Here is a 16,923-nt window from a genome sequence, read left to right as displayed (position 1 = left end):
CCGGCCGGTTCCACAAGCCGGGCGTTGAAAATCAGCCGGGGATGTGCTACAATGATTCCATATCGCATAGAAGGGCGGGACGTCTCGCGTGAAAATCCAGGAATCCGCTGAGAATTATCTGGAAACCATCCTGATGCTCGAGCAAAGCAAGGGCCGGGTGCGTTCCATCGATATCGCCGTGGAGCTGGGCTTTTCCAAGCCCAGCGTCAGCGTGGCCATGAAGCAGCTGCGGGAAAACGGCTATGTGGAGATGACCGACGGAAATTTCCTGCTGCTGACGGACAAGGGCCGGGAAATCGCGCAGCGGATGTATGAGCGGCACACCCTGCTGACCGACTGGCTGGTCTTTCTGGGGGTCGATCGGAAAACCGCCGCCGCCGACGCCTGCCGCATCGAACATGTGGTCAGCCAGGAGAGCTTTGAGAAAATCCGGGAGCATGTCCGCCGGGAGGGCGAATTTCCCCTGGAGGAATAGAATGCGCTGGAAACGACACCACCCGCGAGCCCTTGGCTCGCGGGTGGTTTTTATATGGCTTGGTTCAGTCCGGCACGGCGTAGGGATCGTCGTAGCTGTCCGGGTCATACTGGTAGCTATAGTCTACCGTACCCAGCAGACCCCGCAGGAAAGCGTTCGTGGTGTTGGAGTTGTACCATTTGCCGTCGGTTTTTCTCAGCATCAGCACCTCCATCTGGCCGTCCCCGGGGCTCAGGGATTCCCGCTCGGTATAGCGGACGATCGCCAAGGCATAGGTGTCCTTCCGGCCGGAGAAGACCTCCACCAGCTCGAGCTGAAGATTCGGCAGATCGCTGGCGGTGAGCCGGCTGTAATCGCTGGCGTTGTATTCGACGCCGGCCGGCAGGGCCAGCTCGGCGAAGAGGCGGACGTCCTTGTCGTCCAGGGCCTTTTGCAGCCCGGCGACCAGCCGTTCGGGCGAGGAGCGGAAGCTGGCCGTCGTGCTGCGCACCGCCCCGATAACCAGTGTGAGCACCACCACGGCGGCCACAGCCACGGCGGCGGCCAGCAGCTTGAAGCGGTGCTTTTTGAGAAAAGGGCCCACCGGGGACGGCTCCTTGGCGGAGGCGACCGGATGGCCCAAGGGGACACAGGCCCACCCGGAGCCGGGAACGGCGCTCCCGGCGGGCGGGGGCAGCGGCTCCCCAAAGGCCGCCTGCACCGCGGGGATGGGCGAGGCGACATAAGCGGCCGGTGGCCGGGAAGGCCGCTCCGCGACCGCGATCGCGGGTTCGGGCGGCGCGAAGGCCGCCGAAGCCGGATCGGTGCGGATGGGCGCCCCCGCGGCGGGGCCGGCAGCCGTATGCTCCAGCAGCTGCTCGATATGCCGCTGCCGGGCCGCCGGCTCGGCGGGCAGGCCGCAGTGGGGGCAGCGCGCCTCCCCCTCGTCATACAGCGTCGCGCACTGGGGACAGCGGATTTGATGGGTATCGGCCATGTTTTACACTCCCTTATCGATCCTTAAGGTAAGGGGGAACGCCCCCCGCCTCGCCCTTACCCGAGCACCAGCACCGGCAGGTGCAGCCGGTTGCCGAAGCGCAGGGAAAAGGTGCTGTTTCCAAGGCCCCGGCTGACCGCCATCTGAGTGTCGCCCCGCCGGTAGAGGCCGCTGGTGAAGGGGGGCAGCATTCCCTGCCCCGGGGCGTACAGCCCCTGACCGATCAGGCGCACCTGCCCGCCGTGGGCGTGGCCGCTGATGACCAGATCCCAGCCGGCGGCCTCGTACAGATACAGCCACTGAGGCTGATGGGCCAGGGCGATAACCGGCCGGGGGCAGGAGGCGGGCAAGGGCCGGGGCCGCTTGCGCTCCATGCCGTACAGGGTGAGGGTCTCCCCCTCCCTCTCCAGCAGCGTCCAGCCGTCCCGCAGCACCCGCACGCCCGCGCGCTCCAGCAGCCGGGCGTATTCCCCCGTCCGGCCGAACCGCAGCTCGTGATTGCCCGCCACCGCGTAGCAGGGCGCGACGGCGGCCAGCCGCCGCCCGAGATCCGTCAGGCCCTCCCGATCAAAGTCGGCATAGCTGTTGGTCAGATCGCCGGGGAGGACAATCACGTCGGGCCGCTGGAGGGCGACCAGGCGGGCCAGGCGGGCGGACGACACGCCGCCGCGGGGCAGGTGCACATCGGACACCACCGCGATTTTAAAGCCCCGGAAGGCGGCGGGCAGGCCGCTGAGGGCCACGGGGAGGGGCTCCACCTCCACGGACGTATTCTCCTGATACAGCCACAGGCCGGCCGAAAGCGCCGCGCCGGCGGCGGCCAGGCCCCATTTGGTTTCGGTTTTCATGCAGGCGCTCCTTTACATCAGACTATCACAAATCCTTGGAAATGAAAAGAGGGAACGCGGCGCCTACAGCGCTTTGACGTCGTCGGGCAGGGCGTAGCACATTTCCTCGTGATAGTCCGCGTCGGTCACCTTATCGCTGGGCAGCTTGATGTATTTCATCTCGGCCTCGGCCAGCACGTGGCCGTCCATATCGGTAATCTGGGCATGGCTTTTGACGAACCGGGAGGAGGCGGACAGGATGGTCCCCATCCCCTTGAGCGGCTCGTCGTAGGGGACGGGGCGGCGGTATTTGGTCTGCAGCTCCATGGTGACGGCCAGCACCTCGGGCTCGAACGCCCAATAGGCGCGGAAGCCCAGCTCGTCGAGCATGGCGGTGATCAGGCCCCCATGCACCCGGCCGGGATAGCTCTGATGCTCCTGCCGGTAGCGGAACAGGGTCATGACGCTGTCGTCCTCCATGACGTAGAAGGGGGCCTGAAGGCCGAAGGGGTTGTCCATGCCGCAGATGACGCACATCCGGCTGTTGTTCTGTTTATACTTGACCTGCATGACGAGAGACCTCCGTTATTTTAAAAACCGTTTCATCAGCCCGAGGCGCGGGGTGTAGGGCGGGTAGCGCACGGGCAGATCCAGATGGGTGGACTGGCTGACCACCGGCTTGTAATGGGTGAAGGTGTCGAACCCGAATTTGCCGTGATACCGGCCCATGCCGCTGTCCCCCACCCCGCCGAAGGGCAGGCGGTGGGTGGCCAGGTGCATGATGGTGTCGTTGACGCAGCCGCCGCCGAAGGACAGCTGACCGAGCACCCGCCGCACCGCTGCCGCGTCCTCGGAAAAAACGTACAGCGCCAGGGGGCGGGGCCGTTCCCGGACGAACCGGATCGCCTCGTCCAGCTCGTCGAAGCCCAGGACCGGCAGCAGGGGGCCGAAAATCTCCTCCTGCATCACGGGGGAGGCGGGGGTCACCCGATCCAGCACGGTGGGGGCGATGCGCAGGGCGGCGGCGTCGCACTCCCCGCCGACGGCGGCGTGCTCCCCGGCCATCAGGCCCACCAGCCGCTCGAAATGCTTCTCGTTGACGATGCGGGGGTATTCCTCCTTCTCCAGGGGACGGCGGCCCCAGAGGAAGCGCAGCTGCTTTTCCATCTCCCGCAGCAGCGCCGGCTTCACCCGGTTGTCCGCCAGGACGTAGTCGGGGGCGACGCAGGTCTGGCCGGCGTTGATGGTCTTGCCCCACAGGATCCGGCGGGCGGCCACCTTCAGGTTGGCCGTCGCGTCCACAATCACCGGGCTTTTGCCGCCCAGCTCCAGGGACACGGGGGTCAGGTGCCGGGACGCGGCCTCCATGACCACCCGGCCCACGGCCACGCTGCCGGTGAAAAAGATGGTGTCCCATTTCTGCTCGAGCAGCGCGGCGTTCTCCTGCCGGCCGCCCTCCACCACCGCCACATACTGGGCGGGAAAGACGGCGGACAGCAGCCGGGCCAGGGCCGCCGAGACGGCCGGCGCGTAGGCGGAGGGCTTGACCACCGCGCAGTTGCCCGCGGCCAGGGCGGCGATGAGGGGGTTGAGGGTCAGCTGCACCGGGTAGTTCCAGGGGGAGATGATCAGGGCCGTGCCGTAAGGCTCGGGCAGGATGCAGCCGGAGGCGGGAAACTGGAACAGGGGCAGGCGCACGTTTTTTGGCCGGGCCCAGCGGCGCAGATGCCCCAGGGCGCAGGACAGCTCGTCGTGCACGATGCCAAGCTCGGTCATATACGCCTCGCCGGCGGACTTGTTCAAATCCTGTTTCAGGGCGGCCAGCAGGGGCTCCTCTTCCGCCCGCAGGGCGGCCTGCAGGCGGCGGAGCTGCTCCTCCCGGAAGGCGACGGAGCGGGTGCGCCCGGAGTCGAAAAACCGCCTTTGGGCGGCGGCCAGCTCGGGAATCGTCATAGACATCCGTCCTTTCTAAGCTCTGCTTAGCATCGATTGACAAGGGGAAACGCGGTTTTTCGGCGTGAAAAGGGGTGCTGGCGGCGTTGTCCTCGTTGCCGGGCGCCGGCCCGGCGGCCTCGTCCGCCTTGCCATCTCCTCTTTTTCACTGCCGAAAAACTCCGAAGGACCTGCCGTCGGAGCAAAAAGGCGGCCAGCAAAGACCACTGAACGCCGCAGGCCACCTTTTTGGCCGACGGCAGGCGTGTTCGCCCTTGTCAATCGATGCTACCAGTATACCATAATCCGGACAAAAATGCGCCAAAATTTCCGCAAAAAAAGAGGCTGTCGCACCATGCGTTCGCTCTTCCGACATTCGCCGGGAGAGCGACGATATTCGCAGAGATAGGGCGCGTTGCAAAACCTTACATTTTGCAACGCGCCCTCCGCTGAGTTATTTCACCTTTTCCAGCTTCATGGCCAGGACGGTGATGTCGTCCTCCCGCTGGCCCTTCTGGCGTCGCCGGGCCTCGCTGGCGATTTCCTCCGCCAGGCGGGGCATGCCGCCCTTGTCGGCGTCGTAGTCCCGCAGGGCCTCCTCCACCCAGGCCACCCCCTCGCTGACCACCCCGTCGCTGAGAAGCAGCAGGATGTCCCCATCGGTGAGGGTGTCGGTGCTCCGCTCGAAATGAATATCCCGCAGGATGCCCACCGGCAGGGAGGATTTTTCGATGCGGCTGACCCGGCCCATGCTGCGCAGCAGGGAGACCGTGGCCCCGGCCTTGAGGCTTTCCATCCGGCCGGAGAACAAATCGATGCTGGCCACGTCCAGGGTGGCCAGGCTCTCGTCCCCCGCTTTGACCATCAGCGCGGAATTGACCAGCCTGAGCACGCTGTCCTGCCCAAAGCCGGCCTTCAGCAGCCGGGAGGTCAGGCCCACGGCCATGGCGCCGTCCACCGCCGCCCGGCCGCCGCTGCCCATGCCGTCGCTGAGCACGGCTACCATCCGGCCGCCGCCGTCCGCGAAGGTCTCGAAGGCGTCGCCGCACAGCTTCTCGTTGGAACAGTTCAGCTGGGCCGAGCCGATGTTCAGTTTATAGGCCGGCTTTTCCGACAGGGAGATTTTCACCGCGTCCCCGATCCGGGCGGCGACGGGATGGTCGAACTCCCGGCCGCAGGCGTCGCAGATATCCCGGAACCAGCGGCTCTGCCGCAGCTTGATGCCCGCGTCGGCCGCCAGGATTTCCACCGACATCCGCCCCGTCTTGCCCACGAAGCAGACCGCGTCCTCCACCAGCAGGCCGTGATCCTCGCACACCGCCATCACCCGGGCCGCCGCTTCGGTATCCACCTGCTGGGCGCCGGTGAAGTTCTCCGACAGCTCGTCGAGCAGCTCGGACATGCCGGCGAACTGGTCGGTGATGACCGTGCGGATTTCGGACAGCCGCCGCCAGGCGCCTTCCCGTATCAGGTATTCGTTATAGCCGTTGTTCACCTTGCGGGTCACTTCCTCCAGCCGGCCGCAGTGGCGGGCCAGGTGGCCGGTGACCTGAGACTTGTCCACCTGGCCCTTCTCCCGCAGGAGGGGCGTCAGGTCGTTGAGGGAGGACATGGTGTCGGAAAAGCAGGTGTCCCAGCAGTACATCCGCAGGCCGCAGACCCGGCAGACGCTGTCCGACACCCCCCGGTAGACCGAGCCGAGATCCGGGGCGCTCAGGCCCGCAAGCTTCTGGGAGACGGAATCCACGGTGGTGGCCACCTCTCCCATGGCTTTGGAGGCATAGTCCAGCTTCATCACCATGGAGCGGCGCAGGCCCTCCACCGCCGGGATGTCCCGGCCCCGGACGAAGAAGCGGTTGATTTTCCGATCCACCGATTTGGGCAGGGCCACGAACAGCACACTGCCGCCCAGCACCTCATAAATGCTGGCCACCACCAGCAGGTCGGTGGCGGTGATCATAAAGACGATAATGTTGGACACGAGAAAGGCCCCGGCGGCGGCGAACTTGCCGAACCGGGCGAAGATGCCCGCCATCAGGCCGCCGAAGGCATAGGCCGCGGCCAGCACCAGGTGCTCGGGGCTGGCCAGCGCCATGGTCACGCCCAGCACAATGCCGGCGATGGCGCCGCCCTGCTCCTTGCCGCAGCGGGCCAGCAGCAGCACCAGCACCACGGCCAGGATCCGGCCGGGCGAGATGCCGGAGAACTCCACGGCCGACACCGCCATAAGCGCCACTGCGCCGGTGACCACGATGGCCGCCTGCTGCTGAGCCGACAGGGTGGGGACGTTCCCCTCCCCCGCCACATGGACGGTCACCGCCATGAAGTAGGCGAAGCCGCCGGCGATCAGGCTTTCCGCGATGACTATGAGCGCCTTATAGACGTCCGCCCCGCCCGCCAGGCTCATGGCCGCGCCGGTCACGGCGGTGGCGAGGAAGGCGAGCACCGGCGCGAAGCCGGTGCGCTTGGAAATGGCGGGCAGGGAGCCGAGGGCCCACCGGATCCCGCCCACGGCGGCCACGGCGGCGATATACCGCAGAGGGAAGGCGGTGCCCATGGGCAGCAGATACCCGACCACCGTGGCCAGATACACCACCACCGCCCCAGGGCCGGACACGGCGGCGGCCACCCCGACGCCGAAGGGCGCCATGCCGCCGTAGACGGAGGCGCGGGGCACGATGAGCCCGATCAACGCCCAGAGCGCCACGAGGGCGACCTGCCGGACAGGTTCCCCCCGCAGGGTCTGTTCCCCCCGTGTCGAAACGCCGGATTCCACGGCTTGTCCACCTGTGGGATTGGGTTCTCCCCCGGCGTATGCTTTCTGTTTCAACATCCTCACCACCACTAAGATTTCAGTGTTTCCATTATATGGCGGCGGGGGCGGCGAATGTGTCGGAATCGGTGGGCGCATCCTGGAATTTGAGGGCGAAAGAGGTAGAAGAAGCAAAAGAAAGCGGGAACCGGCACCGTTTCCCGGAGATCGGCCGCTTTGGAGGAGAAGGCGCCCGAAAACGGGCCGCTAGGGTAAGGCGAGGGGGAGCGACGATGAAATCCAGTGGTTGGCCTGGTATAGGGCATTTCCTCCGCCAAGTCGCCGCTGAGCCGTCAGGCGTGATGCATTCAGCGCTTGCCTGGGGGTTGCGGTCCTGTGAAAAAAGGCGTATACTGTGCCCATAAAAGGGTGCTCGCCTTTTTAAACGGTACGGAGGAAAGGAATGGTCATGTATGAAGCAGTATCTCATTCCCCATGAAGGCCGCTTTTTCAAAGCCAACCTGCACGCCCACAGCACCTTTTCCGACGGGCGGCTCACCCCCGCGCAGATGAAGGGTCTCTACCAAACCGGCGGGTATTCCGTCATCGCCTTCACCGACCACAATGTTCTCCAGTGGCACAAGGATCTGGACGCTCCGAACTTTCTGGCCCTCTGCGGCTACGAGGTAGACGTCTGCGAGACGGCGCCCGACGGGTATTCCCGCTGCTGCCACCTGTGCGCCATTTCCCGGGATCCGGAGCACGCGGTGCTCATCCCCCGGCCGACGGCCTATTCCCCCGCGGCCATCAACGCCACCATCCGCGCCCTGCGCGAGGCGGATTTTATCGTGCATTACAACCATCCCTCCTGGTCGGCGGAGGAGCCGGAGAACTACCTGCAATACGAAGGGCTGACCGCCTTCGAGATTTACAACCACGGCTGCGAGGTGGCCTCTGGCGACGGGGACGACCGCGCCCATTACGCCGCCCTGCTGAACCATGGCAAGCGGCTGTTCTGCATCGCCACCGACGACAACCACAACGCGGGCGGCGAATCCGACGCCATGGGCGGCTTCACCATGATCAAGGCCCCGGTCCTCGCCTACGACGCGATTATCAAGGCCCTGGACGCGGGGGACTACTACTGCTCCACCGGCCCGGAAATCCACGATCTCTATCTGGAGGACGGCCGGCTGTGCCTGGACTGCTCGCCGGTGCGCCGCATCGCGCTGCAGTGCAAGGGCATCGGCTCCGCCGCCGGCCGCTGCGCCGAGGAAGACTGCCTGACCCATTTCGAATGGGAGATCCCCGCCGACGCGGCCGAGCGGTTCGGCTTCCTGCGCTTCGTCCTGACCGACAGCCAGGGCCGCAGGGCGTTCACCAATCCCTATTATCCGGCATAACCAGAAAGGGAATCGCCCCGGGCGATTCCCTTTCGGTTTCTCATGTGGGAGGATGCCTGAGCATCTCCTCCAGGCGGCGGGCGTAGGCCCGCCGCTTTTCCGTTTCCTCCGGCGCGGGGATGTAGGCCCCGCCCTCGCTTTTCAAGACGTCCCCCGGCTTCGCCCCGGCGGGCAGCTGCTCCCGAGGCACGGCGAACGTCCGCTCCTCGTCGTCCTCCAGCACCGCCTGGGCGCCCTCGAACCGGTCGATGGTCACATAGGTCATACGCTCACAGCCTTTCCCACCGCCCCCTATGGGGCGGCGGTTCCTTTTTCGGTGGTGATGGTTATCTGGCTGCCGTCGGTGGCGGCCACGACGGTGCCGTTCAAATCGCTGCGATAAGCCGTGATGTTCCGCGCCTTCAGCTTATTAAGCGTCGACTTGTCCGGGTGCCCGTAAGAGTTCCCTGCCCCGCAGGTGACAAAGGCGTACCGGGGCTTCACCGCGTCGAGCAGCTTGTCCGTGGTGGAGGTGTCGCTGCCGTGGTGGCCCACCTTGATCACGTCGGCGGACAAATCCAGGCCCTTGCTCAGCAGCTCGGCCTCCGCCTGCTTTTCCGCGTCCCCCATGAACAGGAACTTTTTGGCCCCGAAGGTCACCTTGCAGACGACCGATTGGTTGTTGTTCTCCTCAAACTCCGCCGCCGGGCCGAGAATGTCCAGCACGGCGTCCCCCAGGGGATACCGGGCGCCCGGCTTGGCCTCGGTGATCTTCACCCCCTTGCCCGCCAGGGCCTCCAGCATGCCCGTATAGGTCTTGGTGGTGGGGGTATACCCCTCCGGCATGGTGGCCATTAAAAAGGCATCGATGTCCATGCCGTTTATCACCGTCTTCATCCCGCCGATGTGATCGGCGTCCGCGTGGGTGGCGATGACCATGTCCAGCTTGTCCACCCCCTGCTCCCGCAGGTAGGCGAGCACCCGCTCCCCGTCGTCCTTCTCTCCCGCGTCGATGAGGAGGCTGGCCCCTTTATTTTGCACCAGGATGGCGTCGGCGTTCCCCACGTCGATGACGTGGACCCTGAGCTCGCTGTCCAGCGGCTCCGCCTCGGCCAGGCCGACCTTTTGAAAAATCTCCTTCCAGGTGGGCAGGAAGGGCCTGGTCATCTGCTCGCTCAGGGTGACGAGAACGCAGAAGGCGGCCGCCAGGCTGACGAGCAGGATCCCCGCCCAAAAGCGGCGTCTGTGCCGCCGCTCCCGCTCCTTTTTAGTCATCCGTTTCTTTGCCGCCATACGTCTCCTCCTGCCGCCCCAGCAGCCAGTTCACGTCCACCTTCAGGATGTCGGCCAGCGCCGCCAGCTCGTAGTCGAATACCGGCCGTCTCTGCCCTTCCAAGAGGGACACGGAGGAGGCGCTGATATCAATACCGCGGATTTGCAGCCGGGCCATCAACTCGTTTTGCGTCAGCCCCATGGCGATTCTGGCTTCCGTCACCCGGCGGCCTACCACATTGCGATCGCCATAATTCAATTTGCGTGTATTCACGCGCCCACCTCCTTTTGCAATAGTATTCTAGCCAAAATTAGCGTCGATAATATTGATGAAATTCATATTGGAGATCCGCTTACACGCAAAAAATCCCCCGAAAAGGCTCGCAGTCCTTTTCGGGGGATGATTTTCTTCTCTTTTCTGTTTCAAGAGCGCCGGCGCGGCGGCTTTCGCTTGGCCGGCGTCCCTCGCCGGGGCGCGCCGCCCGGGCGGGCGCCGGGGGCTTTGCCGGTCTCGGGCGCGGCCAGGCAGTCGGGGCCGGTGCCAATGAGATCAAAGCGGCCCGCCTTTTTCAGCGCCGCCAGCACCAGCGGCCGGTTTTCGGGGCGGAAATATTGCAGCAGGGCCCGCTGCTCCGCCTTCTCCCGCGGCGTGCGGGGGACGTACACCGGCTTCAGGGTATACGGGTCGAGGCCGGTGTAAAACATGCAGGTGGACACCGTGCCGGGGGTGGGATAAAAATCCTGCACCTGCTCGGGGTGCAGCCCCTCCCGCTTGAGAAACACGGAAAGCTCGATGGCGTCCCGCATGGTGCTGCCGGGATGGGAGGACATGAGGTAGGGCACCAGATACTGCTTCTTGCCCGCGCTCTTGGTCAGCTCGTAGAACCGCTTTTGGAACCGGCGGTAGGTGTCGATGGGGGGCTTGCCCATGCAGGAAAGCACCGGGGCGGAGCAATGCTCCGGCGCCACCTTGAGCTGGCCGCTGATGTGGTGCTCCACCAGCTCTTTGAAGAAGCTCTCGTCCGGGTCGGCCAGCAGGTAGTCGAAGCGGATGCCGGAGCGGATGAACACCTTCTTGATCCCCGGCAGCTTCCGCAGCCGGCGCAGCAGATGGAGATACTCGCTGTGATCCGCCCGCAGGGCGGGGCAGGGCTGCGGCGCGAGGCATTTTTTCCCCTTGCACAGCCCCTTGGTCAGCTGCCCCTGGCAGGAGGGGCGGCGGAAGTTGGCCGTCGGCCCGCCCACGTCGTGGATATAGCCCTTGAAGCCCGGCAGCTTGACCAGCTTTTCAGCCTCCCGCACCACCGACTCCTCGCTGCGGCAGGCGATCCGCCGGCCCTGATGATAGGCCAGGGAGCAGAAATTGCAGGCCCCGAAGCAGCCCCGGTTGTGGGTGATGGAGAAGCGCACCTCCTCGATGCCCGGCACCCCGCCCAGCGCCTCGTAGCTGGGGTGATACGCCCGCTCGTAGGGCAGCTCGTACACCCAGTCGAAGGTTTCCGTGTCCAGCATGGGCATGGGCGGGTTCTGCACCACGATGGTATCGCCGTGGCGCTGGATGACGGTCTTGCCCCGCACCTCGTCCTGCTCGTCCTGCTGGATGCGGCAGGATATGGCGTACTGCCGCTTGCCCGCCTCGTCGGGGACGCGCACCTGCTCGTAAGAGGGGCATTCGGCGCAGGGGCGGGGGGCGTACTCCCGCGCCGGCACGGCGTAGCAGGTGCCCCGGATATCGGTCAGCTCGCTCACCGGCTCCCCTTCGGAGAGGCGGCGGGCGATCTCCATGGTCTGCCTCTCCCCCATGCCGAAGGTGAGCAGATCCGCCCCGCTGTCCAGCAGGATGGAGGGCCGCACCCGGTCGTCCCAATAGTCGTAATGGGCGAACCGGCGCAGAGAGGCCTCCAGCCCGCCGATGATAATGGGGCAGTCGGGATAGGCCTGCCGCGCCTGCCGGCAGTAGACGATGACCGCCCGGTCGGGCCGCGCCCCCGCCTTGCCGCCGGCGGTATAGGCGTCGTCGCTGCGTTTCTTCTTGGCGGCGGTGTAGTGGGCCACCATGGAGTCGATGTTGCCCCCGCTGATGAAGAAGCCCAGGGTGGGCCGCCCGAAGCGGGTGAAATCCGCCGCGCTTCGCGGCTGCGGCAGGATGCACACCCGCCAGCCGCAGGCCTCCAGCACCCGGGACAGGATGGCGATGCCGAAGGAGGGGTGGTCGACATAAGCGTCCCCCGTGACCAGCACCGCGTCCGCGCAGTCCCAGCCCCTGTCCAACATCTCCTCTTTGGTGATAGGCAAAAACGGCATAGCGCCCGTCCTTTCTGTTACCGTGTAACCGGATGTTCCCAACAATATTTATCTGGCTACTTCCCCTGTACTGTACGATACCTATACTATCTTTATATAAACTCGGTTACACCAGTAACAAAGTGGAAAAACCCCAGCATTCATGCGGGTTACCGGGGTGTTACCCGATTGTAACCGAATGGCATCCGGTTACAAAATTTCCGTGAACCTGTACAGATTCGACCTATTAACCGAGGCAAAGATTGTGACGCGAAATATTCAGCCAGGCACAGCAGAAGGACGGGGCCGCTGCTTCACGCCTCATGCTGCAGCGGCTCCGTCCCCAGCGTTATTCCTCGTCCCCGTCCTCGCGGCTGAGGCTCATTTCCTGCCATTGCTGACGGGTGATCAGCACCTGGCGGGGCTTGCTGCCCTCATGCGGCCCGATGATGTGCCGCTCCTCGAGCTGGTCCATAATCCGGCCTGCCCGGGCATAGCCCAGGCGCAGCCGCCGCTGGAGCATGGAGGTGGAGGCCATGCCCGCCTCCACCACCGCCTCGATGGCCTGGGGCAGCATGTCGTCCTCGTCCCCGTCGCCCAGGTCGTCTCCGCCGCCCTTGCCAGAGGTTTTGCCGCTGGCCGCGGCCTGGCGCTCGATTTCGTCGATGATCTGCTGGTCGTATTCCTGCTTTTCGGTGTTCTTGAGGAAATCCACCACCGATTCCACTTCCCGGTTGGTCACGAAGCAGCCCTGCACCCGCAGAGGCTTGGGCTGGCCCACCGGCATGAACAGCATATCGCCGTAGCCCAGCAGCTTCTCCGCCCCGCCGGCGTCCAGGATGGTGCGGGAGTCCACCGCCGACGCCACGGTCAGCGCCAGGCGGGAGGGAATGTTGGCCTTGATGAGGCCGGTGATGACATCCACCGAGGGGCGCTGGGTGGCGATGACCATATGCATCCCCGCCGCCCGGGCCATCTGAGCCAGGCGTATGATGGAATCCTCCACCTCGCTGGCCGCGGCCATCATCAGGTCGGCCAGCTCGTCAATAACGATGAGAATAAGCGGCAGCTCTTTGAGGGTGTCGCTCTTGCGGGCCAGGGCGTTGTAGGACTGGAGATCCCGCACGTTGTTCTCGGCAAAGGTCTTGTACCGGCCCAGCATCTCGTTGACGGCCCAGCCCAGGGCCCCCGCCGCCTTGCGCGGGTCGGTGACCACCGGCACCAGCAGGTGGGGGATGCCGTTGTAAATCCCAAATTCCACCTGCTTGGGGTCGATGAGCATGATCTTGACTTCCTTGGGCGACGCCCGGTAGAGCACCGACTGGATCATCGAGTTGGTGCACACCGATTTGCCCGATCCGGTGGTGCCGGCGATGAGCAGATGGGGCATTTTGGCGAGGTCCGCCAGGATGATTTTGCCTTCGATATCCTTGCCCAGGGCCACCGTCAGCTTGCCCTTGGCGCAGGAAAACTCGGTGGTGTCCAGCAGTTCCCTGAGGCAGACCACCTTGCGGCTCTTGTTGGGCACCTCGATGCCCACGGCCGCCTTGTTGGGGATGGGTGCCTCGATGCGCACCCCGGTGGTGGCGAGCCTCAGAGCAATGTCGTCCGCCAGGCCGGTGATCCGGCTGATCTTCACCCCGGCGCTGGGCTCCAGCTCGAACCGGGTGACCGAGGGGCCGCGGGTGACGTCAATGACCTTGGTGCTCACCCCAAAGTCCTTGAGGGTGCCCACCAGCAGCTTGGACAGCCCCTGCACGTCCAGCTCGCCGGCCGCGTCGTTGGCCGCCTTGGGCTCGTCCAGCAGGGACATGGGCGGATAGCGGTAGCCGTCCTCCTCCTCGGGAAACAGGGAGGTCTGGGTGGGCGGGGCGAACCCGGTCTTGGCCGCCTTATCCGGCTTGTCCTCCCCCGGCTTCTCCTTGGCCTTCAGGATGTCGTCCAGCTTGGGGGGCGGGGCTTCTTCCTGCGCCTGAATATCCCGGGCCGCCTTTTCCAGCGCCGCCAGCTTGTCCGACTTGACAGGCGGCTGTTCGGGCGAAAGCTCCTGCGCCGTCTCGGGCAGGGGGGCGGGGGGCGCGGCCTTGCGGCGGCCGGGCTTCGCCGGCTCCTCCTCATACCCGTCGCCCAGGTCGATGTCGATGGGCGCGGCCTTGCGCTGCCGCCGCTCGGCGGACACGGACATGGCCGTCTCGATGGATTCCCTGGTCTTTTTCACCGGCTTATAGGCGGTGCGGAACAGGGACAGGATGGTGGTGCCGGTCACCAGCATCAGGAACATGCCGATGAGCAGGAAAATGATGATTTTCGCCCCCAGGTCGGTGAAGGCGTATTCCAGCGGGTAGCCCAGCAGCACCCCGAGCACCCCGCCGCTGTGCAGGGCGATGCCGTCCATATAGCCCTGGCCGATGGCCTTGAAGTAATTGATCCCCTCCGGCGAGGTGGTGCATATGTAGATGGCGCTGCCCAGCATCACCAGCAGCAGCACGCACTGCCACAGCTTGGAGCTGATGCTGCCGATGGGCTTTTCCATGGCGGCGATGACCGCGATATACCCCATCAGCACCGGCAGCACGAACGCGCAGATGCCGAACAGCCCCAGCAGCAGCTTGTGCAGCTGCCCCCACAGGCTGGCCCCGGGAATAAGCACGAGAGCCAGCAGCAGCAGGGCGCCGAAAAACAGCAGGATGGCCGCGACCTGATGCCGGGCGCTGGCCTGCTCGGCCGTCGGCTTCCCCTTTTTGCGGCTGTTGGCCTCCGCTTTGGCGGAGGAGGGCCGCGATTTGGTTGTGGTTTTTCTCTGCGCCATGGACAAACCCCTCGATTATGTAATGTGCCCGCTTCCGCGGGCCGGAATTCCGGCATCAGTCGGCCGGGTGGGCGGCGGGTTCCTCCGTCTGCTTCGCCCGGTTCTCGTCGATCATGGTATTGAGCGCGCCGATGGCATCCGACAGGCTTCCCAGCCCGTCGATGAGGCCCTCCTTCACCGCGTCCTCCCCGTCCAGCACGCTGCCCACGTCGGTGGCCAGCTCGTCGGTGTTCATGCACAGCTCGGTGAACCGTTTGGGGGACATATGGGAGTTGGACGTGACGAAGGTGGTAATCCGCTCCTGCATCCGCTGAAAATACGTGAAGGCCTGGGGCACGCCCAGCACCAGGCCGTTGATGCGCACCGGATGGATGGTCATGGTGGCCGTGGAAGCGATGAACGACTTCTTGGCCGCCACCGCCAGGGGCACCCCGATGGAATGCCCGCCGCCCAGCACCAGGGACACCGTGGGCTTGGTCATTCCGGCGATCAGTTCCGCCAGGGCCAGCCCCGCCTCGATGTCGCCGCCCACGGTGTTGAGCAGGATAAGCAGGCCCTCGATCTCCTGGCTTTCCTCGATGGCCACCAGCTGCGGGATGACGTGCTCGTATTTGGTGGTCTTGTTTTCCTGGGGCAGGGCGTAATGCCCCTCGATTTGCCCAATAATGGTCAGGCAGTGGATGGTATGCCGGCCGTCATTGGTGGTCACCGCCCCGTTTTCCACCACGTCCTTCAGCTGCCCCTGCAGGGAGGCGGCCTCCTCCGGCGTCTCGCCGTTGGTATTTGTGTTCGTCTGGCTCATCGCGATCACCTCTCCGGTAGTGTTACCCGCAGAGGCGTCAATTATGAAAGCCGCCGTTTATTTTATCGCGGCGGGCGCTTGTTCCGTGTCGGATTCCGCCGGGCGGGCGATCACCTTGGCCCGGCCGGCCTTGATTTTCGCGTTGGCCAGCATCAGCTTGATGCGGTTCTCCTGGTTGATGCGGGTGGCGCCGGGATCGTAGTCGATGCACACGATGTTGGCGTCGGCGTGGTTGTTTTTGATTTTGCGCACCATGCCCTTGCCCGCCACATGGTTGGGCAGGCAGCCGAAGGGCTGGGTGCACACGATGTTGCACACGCCCGAGTCGATGAGCTCCAGCATCTCCCCCGTGAGGAGCCAGCCCTCGCCCATCTTGTTGCCGTAGCCGAGGTAGCCCTTGACCAGCTCCTTGAGATGGTCGAAGGTGCAGGGCTTGCGGAACTCGGGATGCCGCCCGATGGCCGCGATCATGTCGTCCTGCAGACGGCGGACGTATTTTTTCAAAAAGCCCGCGCCGATGTAGGTGGCCGTCTTGCCGCCGTAAATCTTATGATCCTCCACCCGGTTGTCGCATTTGAACAGGATGAAATCGGTCAGCCCGGGCACCACCGGCTCGCAGTCCTCCGACCGCAGGAAATCCTCCAGGTTGTTGTTGCCCAGGGGGGCGAATTTGACATAGATTTCCCCCACAATCCCCACCCGCACCTTGGGCACCCGATGGACCGGGATGGAGGCGAAATCGTCGGAAATCGCATTAAAGTTCTCCCGCACGTGGCCCTTGCTGAACGCGCCCTTGCGGGTGAAATCCTCCACCAGCCGCTCCACCCAGGCGGCGATGCGGCGGTCGGTCTCCCCCTCCACGATTTCATAGGGGCGGCACTGGTTGGCCATGTGCACGATTAAGTCCCCGTAAATCATGGAATAGGCCATGCGCATGATCATGCCCAGCCCCAGGGAAAAACCCGGGTTTTTCTCGAGCCCCGACAGGTTGACCGACACCACCGGGATGTAGTCGTAGCCCGCGCGGTGCAGGGCCTTGCGCAGCAGATGGATGTAGTTGGACGCGCGGCACCCGCCGCCCGTCTGGGTGATGAGCAGCCCCAGCTTATGGGGATCGTACTTGCCGCTTTTGACGGCATCCAGCAGCTGGCCGATGACCAGCAGCGCGGGATAGCAGGTGTCGTTGTGGACGTATTTGAGCCCCTCGTCCACGATACCGCGGTGGTTGGTGGTCAGCATATCCACCTTGTAGCCTTCCAGCTCGAAGACCTTCTTGAGCATGGTAAAATGCACCGGCAGCATCTGGGGCATGAGAAGGGTGTACTCCTTCTTCATCTCTTCGGTGAAGAGCAGCCGCCCTTCCTCGTTATACAGCAGTTCGGCCATACGTTGTTTCCTTTCCATGGGATCGTT

The 16,923-nt window shown here is 64.8% G+C and carries 14 protein-coding genes; 2 read left to right on the top strand and 12 right to left on the bottom strand.

Features of this window, described 5'->3' with window-relative positions:
* Positions 1 to 88: 88 nt before the first annotated feature.
* Positions 89 to 475, top strand: coding sequence for a metal-dependent transcriptional regulator (locus tag ACSAMM_RS02890; protein WP_457789625.1), 387 nt, complete (start codon positions 89 to 91; stop codon positions 473 to 475).
* A 64-nt stretch (positions 476 to 539) separates the two neighbouring features.
* On the opposite strand, the gene ACSAMM_RS02885 is transcribed toward ACSAMM_RS02890, so the two are convergent.
* The 5 genes from ACSAMM_RS02885 to ACSAMM_RS02865 form a co-directional block, all read right to left on the bottom strand.
* Complete coding sequence (locus ACSAMM_RS02885) at positions 540 to 1,451, bottom strand: hypothetical protein (protein ID WP_457789624.1); 912 nt, start codon at positions 1,449 to 1,451, stop codon at positions 540 to 542.
* A 56-nt stretch (positions 1,452 to 1,507) separates the two neighbouring features.
* A complete protein-coding gene (locus ACSAMM_RS02880) occupies positions 1,508 to 2,299 on the bottom strand; it encodes a metallophosphoesterase (RefSeq protein ID WP_457789622.1) in 792 nt (263 codons plus the stop codon).
* A 63-nt stretch (positions 2,300 to 2,362) separates the two neighbouring features.
* A complete protein-coding gene (locus tag ACSAMM_RS02875) occupies positions 2,363 to 2,848 on the bottom strand; it encodes a hotdog fold thioesterase (protein ID WP_178723696.1) in 486 nt (161 codons plus the stop codon).
* A gap of 15 nt (positions 2,849 to 2,863) precedes the next feature.
* A complete protein-coding gene (locus ACSAMM_RS02870; RefSeq protein WP_178723698.1) occupies positions 2,864 to 4,231 on the bottom strand; it encodes an aldehyde dehydrogenase family protein in 1,368 nt (455 codons plus the stop codon).
* Positions 4,232 to 4,664: 433 nt separating this feature from the next.
* Positions 4,665 to 7,040 (bottom strand): SpoIIE family protein phosphatase, encoded by a 2,376-nt coding sequence (locus tag ACSAMM_RS02865; RefSeq protein ID WP_457789619.1) that lies wholly within the window; start codon positions 7,038 to 7,040, stop codon positions 4,665 to 4,667.
* 395 nt (positions 7,041 to 7,435) lie between these two features.
* Between ACSAMM_RS02865 and ACSAMM_RS02860 the strand changes: the two genes are divergently transcribed.
* A complete protein-coding gene (locus tag ACSAMM_RS02860; protein ID WP_457789617.1) occupies positions 7,436 to 8,365 on the top strand; it encodes a CehA/McbA family metallohydrolase in 930 nt (309 codons plus the stop codon).
* Between the two features lie 40 nt (positions 8,366 to 8,405).
* On the opposite strand, the gene ACSAMM_RS02855 is transcribed toward ACSAMM_RS02860, so the two are convergent.
* The 7 genes from ACSAMM_RS02855 to ACSAMM_RS02825 all read right to left on the bottom strand — a co-directional run bounded on the left by ACSAMM_RS02855 (position 8,406) and on the right by ACSAMM_RS02825 (position 16,896).
* Positions 8,406 to 8,630: a DUF3006 domain-containing protein gene (locus tag ACSAMM_RS02855; protein WP_457789615.1), complete on the bottom strand. Its 225-nt coding sequence runs from the start codon at positions 8,628 to 8,630 to the stop codon at positions 8,406 to 8,408.
* Positions 8,631 to 8,656: 26 nt separating this feature from the next.
* The gene (locus tag ACSAMM_RS02850; protein ID WP_457789613.1) at positions 8,657 to 9,637 is read right to left on the bottom strand and encodes a ComEC/Rec2 family competence protein; all 981 of its coding nucleotides are present in this window, start codon (positions 9,635 to 9,637) and stop codon (positions 8,657 to 8,659) included.
* On the bottom strand, positions 9,612 to 9,890 hold the full coding sequence (locus tag ACSAMM_RS02845; protein ID WP_457789611.1) for a helix-turn-helix domain-containing protein: 279 nt from the start codon (positions 9,888 to 9,890) through the stop codon (positions 9,612 to 9,614). Before ACSAMM_RS02845 ends, ACSAMM_RS02850 begins: the two co-directional genes overlap by 26 nt.
* A 149-nt stretch (positions 9,891 to 10,039) precedes the next feature.
* Positions 10,040 to 11,920 carry a YgiQ family radical SAM protein gene (locus ACSAMM_RS02840; protein WP_457789609.1) on the bottom strand — a complete coding sequence of 627 codons (1,881 nt, stop codon included), beginning with the start codon at positions 11,918 to 11,920 and terminating at the stop codon, positions 10,040 to 10,042.
* A gap of 328 nt (positions 11,921 to 12,248) precedes the next feature.
* On the bottom strand, positions 12,249 to 14,708 hold the full coding sequence (locus tag ACSAMM_RS02835; RefSeq protein ID WP_457789607.1) for a DNA translocase FtsK 4TM domain-containing protein: 2,460 nt from the start codon (positions 14,706 to 14,708) through the stop codon (positions 12,249 to 12,251).
* A 55-nt stretch (positions 14,709 to 14,763) separates the two neighbouring features.
* Positions 14,764 to 15,510 carry an ATP-dependent Clp protease proteolytic subunit gene (locus tag ACSAMM_RS02830; protein ID WP_178721786.1) on the bottom strand — a complete coding sequence of 249 codons (747 nt, stop codon included), beginning with the start codon at positions 15,508 to 15,510 and terminating at the stop codon, positions 14,764 to 14,766.
* Between the two features lie 57 nt (positions 15,511 to 15,567).
* Positions 15,568 to 16,896 carry a 2-hydroxyglutaryl-CoA dehydratase gene (locus tag ACSAMM_RS02825; protein WP_457789605.1) on the bottom strand — a complete coding sequence of 443 codons (1,329 nt, stop codon included), beginning with the start codon at positions 16,894 to 16,896 and terminating at the stop codon, positions 15,568 to 15,570.
* Positions 16,897 to 16,923: the final 27 nt, after the last annotated feature.

It is taken from the genome of Anaeromassilibacillus sp. SJQ-5 (assembly GCF_054108045.1).
The sequence above is the reverse complement of the archived record's forward strand: the minus strand, read 5'-3'. Positions and strand labels throughout refer to the sequence as shown.

Excerpts from the sequence above, each read along its gene's own strand:
- ACSAMM_RS02860 (WP_457789617.1), top strand. The coding sequence starts at position 7,436 with ATGAAGCAGTATCTCATTCCCCATGAAGGCCGCTTTTTCAAAGCCAAC.
- ACSAMM_RS02850 (WP_457789613.1), bottom strand. The coding sequence starts at position 9,637 with ATGGCGGCAAAGAAACGGATGACTAAAAAGGAGCGGGAGCGGCGGCAC.
- ACSAMM_RS02885 (WP_457789624.1), bottom strand. The coding sequence starts at position 1,451 with ATGGCCGATACCCATCAAATCCGCTGTCCCCAGTGCGCGACGCTGTAT.
- ACSAMM_RS02880 (WP_457789622.1), bottom strand. The coding sequence starts at position 2,299 with ATGAAAACCGAAACCAAATGGGGCCTGGCCGCCGCCGGCGCGGCGCTT.
- ACSAMM_RS02875 (WP_178723696.1), bottom strand. The coding sequence starts at position 2,848 with ATGCAGGTCAAGTATAAACAGAACAACAGCCGGATGTGCGTCATCTGC.
- ACSAMM_RS02830 (WP_178721786.1), bottom strand. The coding sequence starts at position 15,510 with ATGAGCCAGACGAACACAAATACCAACGGCGAGACGCCGGAGGAGGCC.
- ACSAMM_RS02835 (WP_457789607.1), bottom strand. The coding sequence starts at position 14,708 with ATGGCGCAGAGAAAAACCACAACCAAATCGCGGCCCTCCTCCGCCAAA.
- ACSAMM_RS02870 (WP_178723698.1), bottom strand. The coding sequence starts at position 4,231 with ATGACGATTCCCGAGCTGGCCGCCGCCCAAAGGCGGTTTTTCGACTCC.
- ACSAMM_RS02840 (WP_457789609.1), bottom strand. The coding sequence starts at position 11,920 with ATGCCGTTTTTGCCTATCACCAAAGAGGAGATGTTGGACAGGGGCTGG.
- ACSAMM_RS02855 (WP_457789615.1), bottom strand. The coding sequence starts at position 8,630 with ATGACCTATGTGACCATCGACCGGTTCGAGGGCGCCCAGGCGGTGCTG.
- ACSAMM_RS02825 (WP_457789605.1), bottom strand. The coding sequence starts at position 16,896 with ATGGCCGAACTGCTGTATAACGAGGAAGGGCGGCTGCTCTTCACCGAA.